Origin of the sequence: Xanthobacter oligotrophicus, assembly GCF_008364685.1 — a bacterium.
GTDB lineage: Bacteria > Pseudomonadota > Alphaproteobacteria > Rhizobiales > Xanthobacteraceae > Xanthobacter > Xanthobacter oligotrophicus.
Window position 1 is genome coordinate 183,693 of the sequence record NZ_VTTL01000011.1, and the last position, 17,803, is coordinate 201,495.

Genomic DNA, 17,803 nt, shown 5'->3' on the forward strand with positions numbered 1-17,803 from the left:
TCTCCTTGTCGGCTTGCATGCGTTTGCCGGGTCAGCGCACCAGGTCGAACAGCGCGGAAATGTCATCCACGCCTTCCAGCCGCCCGATGCGCTGGATCAGCGCGTCCGCCTGCGCCTTGGCGAGGGCGCTGGGGCCGAAGGTGAGACTGCCGACGAGCTTGGCGTAGATCTCCTCTTCGGAGAGAGGCGCCGCTGGGCTGCCGGGCAGGGTTTCGACACGCTGATGAAGGCGGCGTCCGTCATGGGTCTCGAAGGTCACGTCCGCCGGGGCGAAGGTGCCGGTGCGGGTCTCGTCCACGCGCACGGACAGGCGATCCACGATGGGCCGGATGGCGGGATCGAGCACCGCCAACGGCTCGATGTCGGCGAGGCCGAATGCGCCGCGCAGCAGGGTGGCGGCGACGCCGTAGCGCACGTTGAACTGCCCCGCGACCTGCGGGTTCGCCTCCGGCGTGAACGCCCCACCCACGAGACGGTCCATGTAGGGAGTAATGACAATCTCGCCCCGCGCCACATCGTCGGCGCCGATGCCGTGGCGTTCCACCAGTTCGCTTGCCGCCTGGAGCGCCGCGTGGCTGCAGCCGCAGGCGGGGAAGCGCTTCAGTGCTGTCTCCAGCAGCAGGTAGCGGCTGCCGAAGCCGTCGAGCACGTCCGCCGCCGCGCCGTCCTCGAACAGCGCGAACAGGCCGAACGGTCCCTCGAACGCCGCCTTCGGGCCGGTGACGCCGAGGGCCGCGAGGTCTGCTGAGATGACGCCGTCGCGGGCGGCGAAGGCCGATTGCAGGCGCTTCGTCAGGCGCTGCTCCACATGGCTCTGCTGGGTGCCGCCGGCCTGGCACAAAGCGATGCCGAGCGCGTTGTGGGTGCGGCTCACGTCGAGGCCGCGCAGCCGGGCTGAGGCCAGCGTGGCGCCGAAGATGCCGGCGATGGAGGTGTGAAACCAGCCCCTGTTGGAGGTGGTGGCGGCGGCGAGGCGGATGGTCAGTTCGTTGCCCAGCGCCAGCGCGGCGATGAGCTCGCGGCCGCTGCGGCGCTGCTGCTCCGCCACGGCGATGGCAGCGGGCACGACGATGACATCCGCATGCACCTGCCCCGCGAGGCTGTCGAAATCGAGGGCGGCGCCCAGCGTGCCGTTGAAGAAGGCGGCGGCCGAAGGTTCGCGCCGCGTGCCGCGATGGCCCCACAGGCTGGCATGGCCCGGGGCGCCGCGCAGCGCCATGGCGCGCGCCGCATTCACCCCGCCCGCCTCGCCCGCCGCCCACGCCACGGCGAGGGTGTCCAGCAGCACGCGCTTGGTGGTGGCCACGACGCTGGCGGGCAGGTCGTCATAGCCGATGCGCGCAGCGGACTGGACCACGGCCGCGGTGACATCGGGGCGAGCGGCGGCGTCGGACGGGTGCTTCACGGAGATGAACATGGCGGTGCCCTGAAAAGGTTCGCCGCTCAATCGACGGCGGTGGTGGCGTTGAAAGTGGTGTTGAACTCGACGCCGACGTCGATCTTCCGTGCGATCGCGCCGGCCTCGAACAGGGTGTCGGCGATCTTCTGCTCGCGGCGGATCAGGTCGGCGTCGATGGGGCGGAAGCGGGCCTTGCCGAATTCCACATAATAGCGGGCGCGCGCCGCGCTCTGCTTCACCCGGTCCACATAGATGCGCTCGACCGTGTCGAGGTTGGCCGAATACCAGGCGAAGTAGCGCCCGAGCCGGCCGAGGAAATCGTCGAGCACGGCGCGCCGGGCGGGATCGGCGATGGCCTCGCCACGGGCGGCGAACACACCGAGGGTCGGCACGTCGAGGTCGTCGCTGGTGAGCACGATGCGGGCCTGGCCCTTCTCCACCGCCTCGCCCACCAGTGCGCCGACGCCGGAATAGACATCCACGTGGTCGGCATTGAAGGCGGTGGCGGCCGCATTGCCGTCGCCGAACTGGACCGGCTCGATCTCGGAGGCAGTCAGGCCGGCTTTCTTCAGGGCGAGGAGATACTGGACATAGTTGAGGCCGCCGAAATTGAAGGCCCACTTGCGGCCCTTGAGGTCTTCCGGCCGCTCTGCGTTGGTGCGGGTGCGAGCGGCGGTGACGATGCGGGGATAGCGCGCGTCGGTGTTGCGCCAGCCGGCGATGATCTGGAGCGGGGGCACCTTCTGCGCCCAGGCGTCCGGCGCCTTGGCCTGCTCGATGATGAGGGAGGTGTCGCCGAGATGGGCAAGGTCGATGGCCTTGGAATAGACCGCCGAGAGCTGCGCCGCCGGCCCTGGAAGCACCACCCACTCCACGCCATAGGGTGCGTCGTCGAAGACGCCGGAGGCGCGGGCCAGCTCCGGCAGGGTGGAATCCTGGTAGCCCACCTTCAGCCTGGCATCCGCCGCCTGCGTCGTGGCGCAGGACAGCGCCGCCAGCGCGCCGGCGAGGAACAGGGCTCCCCACCGCTGGAAGGGCGTGGCAAAGGCGGTCTTCGCCGAGGCACGATTTGCGGACGTCATGGCGTTCTCCCTGCCGGCCCGGCTGCTCAGTTGCCGCCGACTGTGGCGGCGTTGAAGCTGCGGTTGAACTCGACGTTCACGTCGATCTTCTTGGGGACCGCCCCGGCCTCGAACAGCACGTCGGCGATGTGCTGCTCGCGCTTCACCAGATCGTCGTCGAGCGGGCGGAAATTGGCCTTCTGGTAGACCGTGGTTAGCTTGGCGCGGGCGGGGGTCTGCTTGACCTTGTCGATGTAGAGCTTTTCCACCGTGTCAAGGTTGTTGGCGTACCAGGTCCAATGGGTGCGCACCCGGGCGAGGAAGTCGGCGATGGCCGCCTTCTTGGCGGGATCCTTCAGCACGTCACCGCGCGCGGTGAAGACGTTGAGCGCCGGGATGTCCAGCTCGTCGCTGTTGACGATGACGCGCGCCGCGCCCTTCTCGATGGCTTCGCCCACCGGCGCGATGGAGCCGGAATAGGCGTCCACGCGGCCCGAGTTGAACGCCGCCGCCGTGGCATTCTGGTCGCCGAGCTGCACCGGCTCGTAGTCCTTCGGCGTCAGGCCCGCCTTCAGGCCGGACAGGACGTATTGCAGGTAGTTGAAGCCACCGAAATTGTACGCCCACTTCTTGCCGCGCAGCTCCGCCAGCGTGTTGATATTGGCATCCGTGCGCACCACCGTGACGATGGGCGGATACTTCGCATCATTGGCCCGCCAGCCGGCGACGATCTGCAACGGCGGGTTGGCGGCGGACCAGTCGTCCTTCGCCTTGCCCTGTTCGATGATGAGCGAGGTGTCGCCCATGTGGCCCACATCGATGTTCTTCGAGTAGAGGGCCGAGAGCTGGGCCGCCGGGCCGGGCAGGATCACCCATTCGACCTCGTAGGGCGCGCCTTCCAGGACTTTGGAGGCGTCCACCGTGGAGGGCACCGTGAGGTCCTGGTAGCCCACCAGCAGCTTCACCTTTTCGCCCTGCGCGGCGGCAGGCGCCATGGCCGAGAGCGAGGACAGGACAAGGCCGGTGCCGGCGGCGAGCACGAGACGGCGGGAGGGGAGGCGGGAGAAGGTCACGCAAGGAACTCCGGGGGTGAATCAAGGGGCTGGGTCGGGTCGCCTCAGGCGAGGGCGAGCGGGGTCTGGGGCAGCGTGCCGTTTGCGGGCGTGTCGGAGGTGACGACACCCAGCTCGGCCAGCAGGCGCATGCGCAGGGCGGTGAATCCGGCATCGCCGCGCTGGCGGGGGCGCGGCAGGCCGACGCGGGTGTCGAACCGCACCTGGCCGCCGTTCAGCACGATGACGCGGTCGGACATGAGGATGGCCTCGTCCACGTCATGGGTGACCAGCACCACGGCCGGCAGATGCCGCCGCCAGAGCTGGGCCACCAGATCGTGCATGCGGATGCGCGTGAGGGCGTCCAGCGCCGCGAACGGCTCGTCCAGCAGCAGGAGATCGGGCTCCTTGGCCAGCGCCCGGGCCAGCGCCACCCGCTGGGCCTCGCCGCCGGACAGGGTTTTCGGCCAAACGTCCGTGTGCCGGCCGAGGCCGACCTCTTCCAGCGCGGCGGCGGCCTGGCGGCGGGTGGCGGCATTCTGCTTGTGGCCGATGACCACGTTCTGCCACACCCGCTTCGCCGGCACGAGGCGCGGCTCCTGGAACACCACCGAGCGGGCGGCGGCCACCTCGACACGGCCGCCGTCGGCGGTGTCGAGCCCGGCGAGGATGCGCAGGAGCGTAGTCTTGCCGGTGCCGGACGGCCCCAGCAGCGAGACGAACTCGCCGCGCCGCACATCAAGATCGATGCCGTCGAGGACGGCGCGCGCGCCGAACACCCGGCGCACGCCGGAAAGGCGCACGGCCAGCGGCTGGTCCGCCAGGGCCGACGCGGCAAGGGCGTCCGCGGGAGCGGCGGTGGGAATGTAGGGGGCCGCGGCCGGGGCGGGGCTAAGCAAGGACAAGGCTGGGCCTCCAGGGCAGGGCGAGGCGTTCCACCACGCGCATGATCAGGTCGATGACGATGCCCAGCAGCGCGTAGACGATGATGCCGGCGATGATGATGTCGGTGCGCTGGTTCTGGTTGGCGTTTATGAGGATGTAGCCGATGCCCGAGCGGGCATTGATCTGCTCGGCCGCCACCAGCGCCAGCAGGGAGACGCCGGCGGCGTAGCGCAGGCCCACCAGGATCGAGGGCAGGGCGGTGGGGATGATGACCCGGACCGCGATGAGCCGATGGGAGAGGCCGAACACCTTGGCCGCCTCGATCAGCTTCTGGTCCACGCCGCGCACGCCGGCATAGGTGTTGAGATAGACCGGGAAGATGGTGGCGCCGTAGATGAGGGCGATCTTGGCCTGCTCGCCGATGCCGAACCAGATGATGAAGAGCGGGATCATGGCGATGAAGGGGATGGTCCGCAGCATCTGCAGCGGCGCATCGAACAACTCCTCGCCGATACGCCACAGGCCGGCGAACAGGCCCAGCAGCAGCCCCGTGGCGGCGCCGAGGGCAAGGCCCACCAAAGCGCGGGCGAGCGAGGTGGGAATGGCGCTCTGCAACTCACCGGTGCGAATCAGCTCGGCGAAGGCCGCGCCGATTTCGGTAGGCGCTGGAAGGGTTTCCGGCGCCACGATGCCGAAATGCGAGGCGGCCTGCCAGACGCCGAGCAGCAGCGCCGGCACCAAGGCGCGGGAAAGCAGCCGGGAGGACAGGGCGAAGCGCGAACGGGTTCGGCTGGCCTGCGGCGGCCTGCTCAGATCGACCAGGACCGGGCCTTTGGGCGGGGTCGGGTTGGGTGGCTCGAACGGGGGAATGTCGGCGCGGGACGGCTGGGCCATGGTCAGGCCGCACCGATGTTGGAGAGGGAGGCGACAGGTCCTGCCGGGTGCGGATGCGGGTGGACGCGAACCACGATGCCTTCTCCTGGGACTGTGTTGTGACGGTGCTGGCCCGCTGCAGGCAAAGCCCTGCGGTCGCGGCGCGTCCATAAATTCATTAATTCAATTGAATAAGTCAACTAAAAGTCGGCTGGTCCTGGCGAAAGGGCCGGAAGGGCTGGGACGTGTGGAGCGCCAGATCGGGTGTGTCCTTGGAGCGAGCCGCACTTTCTTCTGTTTTGGCAAGGGGATGGTAGGCCATGCGCGCCGTGGTGAGGGCGGGGACGCCAGGCCGGGAGAGAGCGGCCGTCCGGCTGGTGCTGCGGCTTTTCAGTGTCGGGTCAATGTGATAAAATTTAATCAATAGAATTAATATAAAAATAGAAAGACTAACGCCTTGCCGCCTTTCACCGCCCACATCATCGACGTGCCCCAGCTACGCAAGGTATTGGAAGAGCAGGGAGAATTAGCGCTGCTCGATGTCCGGGAGGAGGGTGAATTCGGGGAGGGGCACCTCTTCTTCTCGGTCAATGCGCCCTACAGCCGGCTGGAATTGCAGGTGGTCGCGCTGGTGCCGCGCCGGGCCACGCCGGTGGTCTTGGTGGATGACGGCGATGGCCTGGCGCAGCTTGCGGCGCGGCGGCTTGGGGCGCTTGGCTACGGCGATGTCGCGGTTCTGGAGGGCGGCATTCCCGCCTGGATTTCTACGAAAAATCAAATGTTTAAGAGCGTGAACAGCCGCAGCAAGGCGTTTGCGGAGGTGGTGGAGCATGCCTTCCACACCCCCGCCATCGAGGCCGCCGAGCTTGACCGGCTGCGGCGCGGTGAGGCCGATGTGGTGGTGCTGGACAGCCGCACGCCGGAGGAGTTCGAGCGCTTCCACGTGCCCGACGCGGTGAGCTGTCCGGGGGCCGATCTGGTGCTGAAGTTCGACACCTTCGTCACACATCAAGATCAACTGGTGGTGGTGTCCTGTGCCGGGCGGACGCGGGGCATCATCGGCGCGCAATCCCTTATAGACGCTGGCGTTCCCAATCGCGTGCTGGCGCTGAAGGGCGGTACCCAGGGCTGGCGGCTCGCCGGGCTCGATCTTGAACACGGCACCATCGGCGACTTCGAGTTCGAGACCACCTCGGCGGCGCGCGGGCGGGCCGAGGCGGTGCGTCGGCGCTTCGGCGTTCCGGTCGTCGACCAGGACCGCCTCGCCCTCTGGCTGACCGACGCGGCGGCCACGCGCACCACCTATGTCTTCGACCTGCGCGATGAGGCGGAGCGGCAGGCCGATCCGCTGCCCGGCGCCGTCCCCGCGCCCGGCGGGCAGCTCGTACAGGCCCTCGACCGCTGGGTGGGGGTGCAGCGGGCCCGCATCGCGCTGGTGGACGACGACGGGGTGCGCGCCCGCATGACGGGGCACTGGCTGATCCAGCTGGGCGAGGATGTCCATGTGCTGGAGGGGCCGCGCGACCGGCTGCGCATCCCGCCGCCGCCCGCCACCCTCCTCGCGCCGGTTGCGACCGTGTCCGCCGTGGAGGCCGCCGCCCTGATCGCCGCCGGCGGACGGGCGGTGTCGCTGGAGGCCAGCGCCGCGTTCAGGGCCGGCCATGCGGCCGGGGCGGTGTGGAGCATCCGCCCGCGCCTTGCCGGCCTGCCGCCGGCGGTGCTCGGAGCGCCGGTCATCGTGCTGTTCGCGGACGAGACGGTGGCGGCGCTGGCGGCGCTCGACCTGAAAGAGATCACCCCGGCCCGCATCGTCGCGGTGGCGGGTGGTCTTGCGGCCTGGAGTGCCGCCGGTCTGCCGGTGGAGGCACCCCCCCACAGCCCGCCGGATGCCGAGCGCATCGACTATCTGTTCTGGGCCCACGACCGCCACGACGGCAATGCCGAGGCGATGCGCACGTATCTGGGATGGGAGGAGCAGCTACCCCAGCAGGTTGCGGCCGAGGGCGGCGGCGGTTTCCGGCTGGTATCCGGGCTCTAAGAGCCCATTTGAAACTTCTCCCAGTTGGGCGCTGTCAGCCCTCACAGGCGCTTTACCATCGTCATGGCCGGGCTTGACCCGGAAGTCGGCTGTTGCCGACTTCCGTCCCTGAGAACGGAACCCGCAAACATGCGGGTTCCGGCCATCCACGCGGTAAGGCTGGGAACCATTTTCGCACGCTGCCTCAAGCGGTTCGGCGTGGATACCCGGGACAAGCCCGGGCATGACGGGCGGGATTGCGGTTTTGCCCTTTTGAATTCCTAAACAGGCTCTGACGGCGTCGCAGTAACGGGCCGGCGGCGCGAAAGCGCAGCCGTTTGGCCCAGCCGCCCCCCTAAATCCGCAGGCCGGCCTGCTTCAGCAGTGGAAGCACCGCTTCGCCGAAGTAATCGAGGTCCGGCTGGAAGTCGAAGAAGGCGAGCTGCACGCCGTCCACGCCCGCCTGCTTCAGGCGCAGCAGCTTGTCCGCCACCTGCTCGGGCGAGCCGATGATCTGGATGTTGCCGCCCAGCACCCGGTGCTCGCTCTTGTGGTTCTTCCAGGCCTGGCTGTCGCCGACGGCGTGGTGGGCGATGAAGCCGTCCACCGCCTGTGTGTCGGCGTGGGCGAGGATGGCGGCGTGGTAGGCCTTCGCCTCCTGCTCGGTGGGCCGGCACACGATCATGGGATTGATGATGGCGCGCACCTCGCGCCCCGCCGCCTTGGCGCGGGCCTTGAGGTTGGCCACGTGATCCGGCAGCGCCGCGAGCGCCGCCTCGATCTCCGCCCCCGCCGGGCTGGTGATGAAGACGAGGTCGGAATGCTGCGCGGCATAGTCGAAGCCGGCGGGCGAGCCGGTGGCGTTGACGAGGATGGGCCGGCCGTATTTCGGGCGGGGCGAGACGAAGGCCTCCTCCAGCTTCCAGAATTCACCGTCGATGGTGACGTTCTCGGTGGAGGCCCACAGCCGCTCCACGATGCCGATGAACTCGGCGGCCCGCGCATAGCGCGCATCGTGCTCGATCTGGGTAGTGCCGAACATCCTCGGCTCGCGCGGGGCGTAGCCGGTGACCATGTTGATGCCGAAGCGCCCGCCCGAGATGTGGTCGAGGGTCGCCGCGAACTTGGCGAGGTGCAGCGGGTGCCACGGGCCGTAGAGGATGTGGATGGTGGAGATGAGCACGATGCGCTGCGTCACCGCGGCGAGCGCCGCCACCGTCACGAACGGGTCGATGGTCTGCTCGCGATACTTCAGCGCGCCGCCATAGCCGTCCTTGCCGATCCACTGGGCGAGGCCGAAGGCAAGGTCGAAGCCCAGCGCCTCGGCCTTCAGCGTGAGGGCCTTGTTGTACTCGAAGCTCCAGTCGGTGGTGCGCGGCAGGGTCGAGGGCGACCAGCCGCCGTTCTGGATGGGCAGGAACAGGCCGAGCAGCAAAGGCTGCTTCAGCGCCTGCGCCAGCGGACTGTCGGGGTAGTCGGCGGGCGAGATGGTGATCCGTGCGGTCATGTGCGGCCTGTCGGCTCGGGCGCGGGGGGAGGCGTGAAGAGGCGGGCGCGAAACGGGAAGCACTTGGAGGTGGGCACCGGGAGCCGGCGGCAAGATCGCTCCCGCCACCGGCTCCCGGCGTCCGGGGGGTCAGAAGAAGCTGGAGGCGGGCAGGGGGGTGCCGTCCACTTCGAAGCGGCCCAGCAGGCGCGCCTTGTAGGCCCGCGGATTGTGCGAGGCGAGGGTGCGCGCGTTGCGCCAGTGCCGGTCGAGATTGAGCGCGCGGTGCGCGGCCGAGGCTCCGCCCACGTCGAACAATTGCGAGGCCGAGCGCAACACCAGGTCGTCGATGACCACCTTCGAGCGCGCGGCCCGCAGGGCGGCCTCGTGGGCGGCCTCGGTCACCGCCTCGGTGGGAGCACCTGACGTGCGCAGGCGGTCCGCCACGTCGAGCGCGTCCGCCGTGGCCAGCACCAGCGTCTCGGCGGCGAAGGCGTTGCTGGCGATCTCGCCGATGGTCTGCTGCAGCAGCGGGTCTTCGGTCGGCACCTCGGCGGGGGCGAAGAAGAAGGTGTGGGTGCGGCGCTTCAGCACCGCCTTCGCGTCGGCGAGTACCGCGCGCAGGATGCCGGCGTTCACCGTGGTGAGATAGAGCTGGGGCAGGGTGCTGGAATAGGCGGTGCCGTAGCCGACGGTCTCGCCGTCGCGCACCACCTCGTCCGGCTCCACGCGCACGTTGTCGAACACGGTGGTGCCGCTGCCGGTGAGGCGCTGGCCGATGCCGTCCCAGTCATCCACCAGCTGGATGCCGGCGCGCGCCACCGGCAGGATCACCGAGGCGAGCTTGCCCTCGGGCGTGGCCACGCGCACCAGCACCAGGTCCGAGAACAGGGTGCCGGTGCTGTAGTATTTCTGGCCGGAGATGCGATAGCCGTCGCCGTCCGGCTGGAGGACGGTGGTGAAGATGCCGCCGCCCACCACCTTGGCGTTGGTCTCGGTGTTGGCGAGGCCCACGATGGCGCCCGCCGCCACCTCACGCCGCCACCGCTTCTGGGTCTCGTCCTTGGGGATGCGGGCGTAGCGCTCCACGAAGGTGAAGTGATTGCGCAGGATGTGGGCCACGTTGGCATCCGCCGCCGCAAGGCGCAGCGTCACCGAGAACAGGTCGCGGAACGAGGCGCCGGCGCCGCCCGCCTCCACCGGCAGGCGCAGCGCGCCGAGCTTCGCCTTGCGAATGAGGGCCAAGGGCTCGTGGGGCAGGATGCGCTCGAACTCACGATGCGCCGCGCCCTCGCCGATGACACCGAACAGGGCCTCCAGCGCCGGCGAGGCCGGGTCCAGCGGACCGGTGAAATCGAGGGCAGGCGGGGTGACGATTTCGTTCATGGGACAATCCAGTGGCAGGATCAGGGTGGCGGGATCAGGATGCGATCGGGGCAGCCGGGCCGACGACACGCTGTGCCAGCCTATCCACACAAACTATAAAAACCATCGATTAAGTCAATTTTTAATGCCCACGCGTTCACGGCGGGGGCGGCCGACCTGCGGCTCGGGCCGGTGCGGACCAGGTCCGAAACGCAAAAAGGCCGCCTTGCGGCGACCCTTGCGAAATCCCTGGTATTTAAGGATTTTTGGTTGCGGGGGCACGCAACCATCTCAAATTGCTATTTCGAGCCGCAGCATAGATATCCGCTCCGAGGTCGAGGGTGAGGGTTCAATTCCCCCTGATTTCGAGAAGCCCTGCGTTCCCAGTGACAAGCTAATTATAAAATGCGCTTGAACGCATATGCGCATTAAAGTAAAAGAAGCGTATGCAGTCCGCCCTCACCCTTCTGTCGGCCCTGGCCGAACCCACCCGCCTCGCGGCGGTCCACCTCCTGTGGGATGGGCACGAGCATTGCGTCTGCGAACTCGTGCGCGTCCTCGGCGTCACCCAATCCCGCATGTCGCGCCATATGGCGGTGCTCAAGCAGGCTGGCGTCGTGGTGGATCGGCGGGACGCCCAATGGGTGCGCTACCGTCGCAATCCCGAACTGCCGGCCGAGCAGGCAACCATCATCAATGCTGTCCTCACCACCCTGGACGCTTCATCGAACAGGAGAGCCGCATGAGCGCCGACCTGTCATTGACCGGGCGCAAGCCACCGAGGGATGCATCGTCACTGACCTGGGCGGCGGTGACGGCCGCGGCGATCGCCCTCTGGTTCGTGGTCTATGCCCAGCTCGCGCCGTTCTCCCAATGGCTAGTGGCCCGCCTGCCGGTGGAGCAAGGCAGCCATCTCGCTGAAGCGGTCGCGTTCTTCATCTACGACACGCCCAAGGTGCTGATGCTGCTGACGCTGGTGGTCTTCGCCATGGGCGTGGTGCGCAGCTTCTTCTCCGCCGAGCGCACCCGCGCCCTGCTCGCTGGAAAACGCGAGGGGCTCGGCAACATTGCGGCCGCCGGCCTCGGCATCGTCACGCCCTTCTGCTCCTGCTCGGCGGTGCCGCTGTTCGTCGGCTTCGTCTCCGCCGGGGTGCCCCTGGGCGTCACCTTCTCCTTCCTCATCGCCGCGCCCATGGTCAACGAGGTGGCGCTGGGCCTCCTGTTCGCGCTGGTCGGCTGGAAGGTGGCGCTCACCTATCTGGCATTCGGCCTCTCCATCGCCATTATCGCCGGCTGGGTCATCGGACGCCTGCACCTGGAGGGCTGGCTGGAAGACTGGGTGCGCAACGTGCGTGCCAGTCCGGTCGAGCTGCCGCCAAACGGTATGACGCTGGTGGATCGCATCAGGGCCGGCCTCGACGCGGTGCGCGACATCGTCGGCAAGGTCTGGATGTGGATCATCGCCGGCATCGCAGCGGGCGCCTTCATCCACGGCTATGTGCCGGAAGATCTCCTCGCCTCCATCATGGGGCGGGATGCGTGGTGGTCGGTTCCGGCTGCGGTGCTGCTGGGCATTCCCATGTATTCCAATGCCGCGGGCATCATCCCGGTGGTCGAGGCCCTGCTGGCGAAGGGGGCAGCGCTGGGCACCGTGCTCGCCTTCATGATGGCGGTCATCGCCCTGTCGCTGCCGGAAATGATCATCCTGCGCAAAGTCCTAAGCCTCAAGCTGATTGCCGTGTTTGTGGGCGTGGTCGGCATCGGCATCCTCGCCGTGGGCTTCCTGTTCAACGCGCTGTTTTCTTAAAACAAGAAAGGCAAAAGCCATGAAAGACGTGAAGGTGCTGGGCCCCGGCTGCTCTCGCTGCGAGGCAACGGCGCAGATGGTGCGGGATGAGGCGGCCAAGCTCGGGCTCGACGTCACGGTGGAAAAGGTCACCGACTATGCGGTGATCGCCGGATACGGCATCGCCTCGACGCCGGGCATCGTCATCGACGGCAAGGTGGTGCACGCCGGCGGCCTGCCGAAGCCGGACGATCTCGCCCGCTGGCTCGCGGCGTGAGCGCCGCCATGCTGGAATACAAGGTTCACGCGTCGCGCATCGACGTACACGGCAGCCTCGCCCGCACCAAAGAGGCCGAGATCACCCTCGACACCGACATTGGCGGGCGCGCCGATGCTTTCAACCCGGCGGAACTGTTCCTTGCCGCCATCGCGGCCTGCATGATCAAGGGCATCGAGCGGGTGACCCCGATGCTGAATTTCGAGCTGCGCGGGGTGGATGTCACGCTCCACGCCGTTCGGCAGGACGCGCCGCCGAAGATCATCTCGGTGGATTACGAGCTGATCATCGATACGGACGAGACGGAGCAGCGCCTGGCTTTGCTCCACACCAACGTCCGCAAGTACGGCACGATTTCGAACACCGTGGCGGAAGCGACCCGATTGGACGGGACGATCCGAAGGAAGGCATGAGGCGCATCAAGGCGCTGCGCGCACCCGCGCGAATGCGATCTGTCGTTATCCATGAAAGGCCAAGTCCATGACGAAACGAGACGTGGTCATCTGCGCGCCGGTGCGCACGGCGATCGGCACTTATAATGGCGCTCTGAAGGCGGTCCCCGCGACCGAGCTGGGTGCGACAGTCGTGCGCGAGACGCTCCGTCGCTCGGGCCTCGATGCAGCCAAGCTGTCGAGCCTCATCATGGGCAATGTGGTCCAGGCCGGCAACAAGATGAACCCCGCCCGCCAGGCGGCCGTCCATGGCGGCGTACCGGTGGAGGTGCCGGCCATGACTGTGAACCGGGTCTGCGGCTCCGGCGCCCAGGCCGTTGCCTCGGTCGCCCAGGAGATCTGGCTGGGCTTCGCCGATGCGGCGATCGCCGGCGGCATGGAGAACATGGACGCCGCGCCCTACCTCATGAGCGGCGGGCGCTGGGGCTATCGCATGGGCGATGCGCAGATCTACGATTCCATGCTGCGCGACGGCTTGAACGACGCCTTCTCGGGCGAGCATTCCGGTTGGCACACCGAAGACCTCGTGACCAAATGTGGTGTCTCCCGCGAGGATCAGGACCGTTGGGCGGCGCGCTCGCAACAGCGCTTTTCCCAGGCGCAGGCCGCCGGAAAATTCGATGCCGAGATCGTCGGTGTCGAAATCAAGGGCCGCAAGGGGCCGGAGATCTTCGCTCGCGACGAGCACAATCGGCCGGACACCACGATCGAATCCCTCACCAAGCTGAAGCCGGCCTTCCGTAAGGACGGCACCATCACCGCCGGAAACGCGCCCGGTCTCAATACCGGCGCCGCGGCGATGATCCTCGCCGAACGCGATTTCGCCGCGGCGAACGGCCTTGAGCCGCTGGCGCGGCTCGTCGCCTTCGGCGTCGGCGCGGTGGAGCCAGGCATGTTCGGCATCGGTCCGGTACCAGCCGTGCGCCAGGCGCTGGGGCGTGCGGGCTGGACGATCGCGGAGGTCGAGCGGGTGGAAATCAACGAGGCCTTCGCGGCGATCGCCCTCGCCGTTACCCGCGAGCTCGGCCTTGCCGAAGAGGTCGTCAATGTTGAAGGCGGGGCCATCGCCCATGGCCATCCCATCGGCGCGAGCGGGGCGATCCTGACCACGCGGCTCATCCATTCGATGCGGCGCGACGGCCTCAAGCGTGGCATCGTTACCCTCTGCATCGGCGGCGGCCAGGGCATCGCGCTGGCGATCGAAACACTGGCCTGACAGGCAGGTCAGACGCCCGTGCGGGCTGCCGGCTTCGGCCGCGATCCCGCGCGGGTTCTTTGAAAGTGGCCCTCGCGCCGCCAATTGATTCCACGGCAGAAGAACAAGCCTCCTGGCGGGGGCACTGCGCAAATTGTCGTTTCTCACGCCGACACGGATGCCCGTTTGCCTTTCAGGCCATCCGCGTTATTCTTCGATTTAAGAAGAATTACAAAGCGGGAGGCCCTAGCAAATGGGCGCCGGTTCGCGCATCGACCGCAGGGCGGTCCTTGCTGCCGCTGCTTCCATGGTCGGCGCGACGCTCGTGCCCCTGTTGGCGCGCGCCTCGGCCGGCATCATCCGTTTTGGCCTGACCCCCGTCTTCCTGACCTCCGACCTCGAACTGCTCGGCCGGCTTCAGATTTACCTGCGGCGGGCCACCGGCTTACCGGTCGAACTCGTCAGCCGGCGGACCTATCAGGAGATCACCGCGCTGCTGGTCTCGGGTCAGCTCGATGCCGCGTGGATCTGCGGCTATCCGTTCGTCGCCCATCGTGACGCGCTCCAGCTGGTCGCGGTTCCGCTGTGGCGCGGGCAGCCGCTCTATCAGTCCTGCCTCATCGTCGACCGGGACCGTGACGCACGGGACTTCCAGGACCTCAAGGGCGATATCCACGCCTTCTCGGACCCCGATTCCAATTCCGGCTTCCTCGTCACCCGCGCGCTTCTCGCGGAGCACGGCCTGAAGCCCCCGTCCTTCTTCGCCCGCACCTTCTTCACCTACGGCCATCGCAACGTGATCCGTGCCGTGGCCTCGGGCCTCGCCCAATCCGGTTCCGTGGACGGCTACGTCCTGGACGTTATGCGGGAGATCGAGCCGGAGCTGACGTCGCGCGTCGCCATCCTGCGCCGGTCCGAATGGCTCGGCTTCCCGCCCATCGCTGCCCCGCGCCATCCGCCAGACCCGCAGGCGCTCGCCGCGCTGACGGAGGCGCTTGCGCGCATGAACGAGGACGAGGATGGCAAGGCGGTGCTCGCCATGCTGCGGCTCGATGGTTTCGCGCCGCAGGAGGCGAGCCTCTTCGACCCCATCGCCGCAAAGGCGGCGCTCGTCGCGGGCACCGGGTGACGCCCATGATCGCGCGCCTTGACCCCCGCCAGTGGCCCGTCACCCTCAAGGTGCCCCTAGCGGTTGCGGCGCTCATGGTGCTGGTGGGGCTTGCACTCTCCGAGCGCGTGCTGAGCCGGCTGGGGGAGACGCAGGAGCGCCAGTTGCGCGCCTTGGCGCAGACCTATCTGGACAGCCTCTCCTCCGCGGTCGCACCCGCGATCCTAAGAGACGATGTCTGGGAAGTTTATGACGCCATCATGCGGGCACAGGCCCTCAACAAGAGCCTGCATCCGTTGAGCGCCGTGATCACCGACGCGGAGGGCCTCGTGATCGCGGCGTCCGATCCCCGTCGCTTCCCCATTGGGGTGCGTCTCCCGTCCGATCTCGCTCCGCTCGCAACCGGCCGGGATTTCAGATTCGAGGCGGGCGCCAGATCCGCCACCGCGACGCGCGTGCTTTCCTATCCTGGACGCATCGTCGGAATCATCCACGCCACTTTCGACACCAGCCATCTGGCTTTGGAGCGGCGCGACGTCGTCCTCGCGCTCGCGGCCACGAACGGGATGGTCACGCTGCTGCTCGCCGTGGCCGGCTGGTTGCTCGTCGCCCGCATGATGGCGCCGGTGCGCACGCTCTCGCGCTATCTGGGCGCTGCGAGCGAAGGGCGGGCGACGCCCGTTCCCCCGGAGGCGGTCGCGCGCAACGGCGCTGAATTCGCCCGCCTGTTCCTAGCCTACAATGCGCTGGTCCGGTCCATGTACGAGCGGGAGGACCTAGCCCGACAATTGGCGGACGAGCATCGGCTCGGCAGCCTCGGGCGGCTCACCTCGGCGCTCGCCCACGAGATCAACAACCCGCTGGGCGGCCTTTTTAACGCGCTGGCGACGCTGAAGACCCATGGACACCATGCGGCGGTCCGAAAATCGTCCCTCGGCCTTCTCGAACGAGGCCTCGTCGGTATCCGCGACGTGGTGCGCACCACCCTCGCTTTGTATCGGCCGGAGCAGGCGCCGCGACCCCTCGCCATGGCCGATTTCGAGGACCTGCAGCTACTGATTGCCCCCGCGGCGCGCCGGAAGGGTGTCGATCTGAGGTTCTCCGGTCCCGTCGACGTGTTGCTTCCTCTGCCCAGCACCCCGGTGCGCCAGGCCGTGCTGAACCTGCTGCTGAATGCGGTTTCCGCCGCCCCGCCGGGAAGCGAAGTGGCGGTGGATGCGTCGCTCACGCCGACGGCCCTGCATGTAATCGTGTCGGATCGAGGCAGCGGCCTGCCCGAGCCTGCGGGGTGCCTTCTTGCGGCTGGCGGGGAAACGGGTGGCCCACCCTGGGGCGGCGGCCTCGGCTTGTGGACCACCCGGCGCATCCTGGACGACCTCGGTGCCTCGGCCGAGGTCGAGCGGCCTGAAACGGGGGGAACGCGGATCCGTCTTCTCTTCCCTTTCATCGCCCCAATGGAGCTCGCCCATGTCGCATGAGCCTCCCGTCATCGGCCTCGTGGAGGACGATCCCATCATGGGCGAGAGCCTCGCGCAGCGGCTCGGCCTGGAGGGAATGAGGGTGCATTGGTGGCGGACCGGCTGCGCAGCGGTGGCGGATATCCGGAAGATTCGCTTCGAGGCTATCGTATGCGACATCCGCCTTCCGGATCTCGATGGGGAGGCTGTGTTCCGGGAAGCGGCGCACGTGCCTCGGACGCCGCCTTTCCTGTTCGTGACCGGCCATGGCGACATCGACCAAGCGGTGCGCCTGATGCGGTCCGGCGCGGCGGACTACGTCACCAAGCCCTTCGAGATGGAGGACTTCCTGGCGCGGCTCACCGACTTGCTGATGCCGCATGGAACCACGGAAGGCGGCACGTTGGGCGTCTCACCCGCCATCCGGCAGGTGGAGGCTCTGTTGTGCAGGATGGCTCGCCTGTCCTCCAATCTGCTCATCACGGGGGAGACAGGGACAGGTAAGGATGTAGCCGCCCGCTTCATCCATGCGCAATCGCGGCACGCGACCGCGCCGTTTATCGCGGTCAACTGCGCCGCCATTCCCGCCGACTTGATGGAAAGCGAGCTGTTCGGCCACGAGCGAGGCGCGTTCACCGGTGCCGCGCAGCGCCATCTCGGCTATGTGGAGCGCGCCGGCGACGGCACGCTGTTTCTCGACGAGATCGGGGAATTGCGTCCGGAGTTGCAGGCAAAACTCCTGCGGCTGATCGAGAGCAAGACGTTTCAGAGGGTCGGCGGTGAGCGCGAGATCGCCTTCGGCGGCCGTATCGTGACGGCCACCAACGCCGATCTGGCGCTGCGAGTTGTCGAGCGACAATTCCGCGAGGATCTCCTTTACCGCATCAACGCGGTCAGCATTCGCCTGCCATCTCTGCGGGAGCGCCCCGATGACATCCCATGGCTCATGGAGCGCTTCTTTACGGAATATAGCGCGGACACCGAGACCAACCTGAAAGGGATCAGCGCCCTCGCCGAGGAGGCCGCGATGCAGCATCCTTGGCCCGGGAATGTGCGGGAGCTGCGGAACCGGATGGAGCGTGCGGTCGCTCTTGCCTTGGGCCCCTGGCTGATGCCCGGGGATCTCTTTCCCGAGATCGTTCGCGAAGGCGCTGACGCCGGCCTACGGATCGGCTCACTGGAATCCGCGCGCCAGGAGGCGGAGAAGCGTCACATCCTCCGGGCGCTGTCCGCGACCGCGGGCGAACTCTCCGCCGCCGCCCGGCTCCTCGGCGTTGGGCGCACCACCCTGTGGGAGAAGATGCGCCGCCTCGGTTTGGGTAGCGACGGCTGACGGCGCGTTCGGGTTTCCGGACAGACGGCGCCGCAGCATGTTCGGGACGGCGGACGT

Annotated in this window: 16 protein-coding genes; 9 read left to right on the forward strand and 7 right to left on the reverse strand. The window is 67.9% G+C overall.

All coding sequences use genetic code 11. The features are described 5' to 3' along the window. Nucleotides 1-31 precede the first annotated feature (31 nt). From FZ033_RS18920 to FZ033_RS18940, 5 genes are all read right to left on the reverse strand, one after another. Nucleotides 32-1,417: an MmgE/PrpD family protein gene (locus FZ033_RS18920; protein ID WP_149577630.1), complete on the reverse strand. Its 1,386-nt coding sequence runs from the start codon at nucleotides 1,415-1,417 to the stop codon at nucleotides 32-34. Nucleotides 1,418-1,443: 26 nt separating this feature from the next. After that, nucleotides 1,444-2,481: an ABC transporter substrate-binding protein gene (locus tag FZ033_RS18925; protein ID WP_149577631.1), complete on the reverse strand. Its 1,038-nt coding sequence runs from the start codon at nucleotides 2,479-2,481 to the stop codon at nucleotides 1,444-1,446. A gap of 26 nt (nucleotides 2,482-2,507) precedes the next feature. After that, entirely contained in the window at nucleotides 2,508-3,533 is a 1,026-nt protein-coding gene (locus FZ033_RS18930) for a PhnD/SsuA/transferrin family substrate-binding protein (RefSeq protein ID WP_210247918.1), read from the reverse strand. Between the two features lie 44 nt (nucleotides 3,534-3,577). Next, on the reverse strand, nucleotides 3,578-4,336 hold the full coding sequence (locus FZ033_RS18935) for an ABC transporter ATP-binding protein (RefSeq protein WP_210247923.1): 759 nt from the start codon (nucleotides 4,334-4,336) through the stop codon (nucleotides 3,578-3,580). A gap of 67 nt (nucleotides 4,337-4,403) precedes the next feature. Further along, a complete protein-coding gene (locus FZ033_RS18940; RefSeq protein WP_149577632.1) occupies nucleotides 4,404-5,291 on the reverse strand; it encodes an ABC transporter permease in 888 nt (295 codons plus the stop codon). A gap of 436 nt (nucleotides 5,292-5,727) precedes the next feature. Here FZ033_RS18940 and FZ033_RS18945 point away from each other — a divergent pair, with 436 nt between their 5' ends. Then, complete coding sequence (locus FZ033_RS18945; RefSeq protein WP_210247919.1) at nucleotides 5,728-7,308, forward strand: rhodanese-like domain-containing protein; 1,581 nt, start codon at nucleotides 5,728-5,730, stop codon at nucleotides 7,306-7,308. Between the two features lie 334 nt (nucleotides 7,309-7,642). Here the strand turns inward: FZ033_RS18945 and FZ033_RS18950 are convergent, their stop codons facing one another. Then, the gene (locus FZ033_RS18950) at nucleotides 7,643-8,794 is read right to left on the reverse strand and encodes an LLM class flavin-dependent oxidoreductase (RefSeq protein WP_149577633.1); all 1,152 of its coding nucleotides are present in this window, start codon (nucleotides 8,792-8,794) and stop codon (nucleotides 7,643-7,645) included. A 129-nt stretch (nucleotides 8,795-8,923) separates the two neighbouring features. Continuing rightward, nucleotides 8,924-10,159: an acyl-CoA dehydrogenase family protein gene (locus FZ033_RS18955; RefSeq protein ID WP_149577634.1), complete on the reverse strand. Its 1,236-nt coding sequence runs from the start codon at nucleotides 10,157-10,159 to the stop codon at nucleotides 8,924-8,926. Nucleotides 10,160-10,584: 425 nt separating this feature from the next. On the opposite strand from FZ033_RS18955, the gene FZ033_RS18960 reads away from it, so the two are divergent. From FZ033_RS18960 to FZ033_RS18995, 8 genes are all read left to right on the forward strand, one after another. Further along, nucleotides 10,585-10,884 carry an ArsR/SmtB family transcription factor gene (locus tag FZ033_RS18960; RefSeq protein ID WP_149577635.1) on the forward strand — a complete coding sequence of 100 codons (300 nt, stop codon included), beginning with the start codon at nucleotides 10,585-10,587 and terminating at the stop codon, nucleotides 10,882-10,884. Next, nucleotides 10,881-11,945, forward strand: a complete 1,065-nt coding sequence (locus FZ033_RS18965; protein WP_149577636.1) for a permease — start codon at nucleotides 10,881-10,883, stop codon at nucleotides 11,943-11,945. Before FZ033_RS18960 ends, FZ033_RS18965 begins: the two co-directional genes overlap by 4 nt. A 19-nt stretch (nucleotides 11,946-11,964) precedes the next feature. Then, nucleotides 11,965-12,201, forward strand: coding sequence for a thioredoxin family protein (locus tag FZ033_RS18970; protein ID WP_149577637.1), 237 nt, complete (start codon nucleotides 11,965-11,967; stop codon nucleotides 12,199-12,201). A gap of 8 nt (nucleotides 12,202-12,209) precedes the next feature. Continuing rightward, on the forward strand, nucleotides 12,210-12,614 hold the full coding sequence (locus tag FZ033_RS18975) for an OsmC family protein (protein ID WP_149577638.1): 405 nt from the start codon (nucleotides 12,210-12,212) through the stop codon (nucleotides 12,612-12,614). 67 nt (nucleotides 12,615-12,681) lie between these two features. Next, the gene (locus tag FZ033_RS18980) at nucleotides 12,682-13,869 is read left to right on the forward strand and encodes a thiolase family protein (protein WP_149577639.1); all 1,188 of its coding nucleotides are present in this window, start codon (nucleotides 12,682-12,684) and stop codon (nucleotides 13,867-13,869) included. Between the two features lie 232 nt (nucleotides 13,870-14,101). Next, nucleotides 14,102-14,977, forward strand: a complete 876-nt coding sequence (locus FZ033_RS18985; protein ID WP_149577640.1) for a substrate-binding domain-containing protein — start codon at nucleotides 14,102-14,104, stop codon at nucleotides 14,975-14,977. 5 nt (nucleotides 14,978-14,982) lie between these two features. After that, on the forward strand, nucleotides 14,983-16,434 hold the full coding sequence (locus FZ033_RS18990) for a sensor histidine kinase (RefSeq protein ID WP_149577641.1): 1,452 nt from the start codon (nucleotides 14,983-14,985) through the stop codon (nucleotides 16,432-16,434). Continuing rightward, entirely contained in the window at nucleotides 16,424-17,746 is a 1,323-nt protein-coding gene (locus FZ033_RS18995; RefSeq protein ID WP_149577642.1) for a sigma-54-dependent transcriptional regulator, read from the forward strand. Before FZ033_RS18990 ends, FZ033_RS18995 begins: the two co-directional genes overlap by 11 nt. The last annotated feature ends 57 nt before the right edge of the window (nucleotides 17,747-17,803 follow it).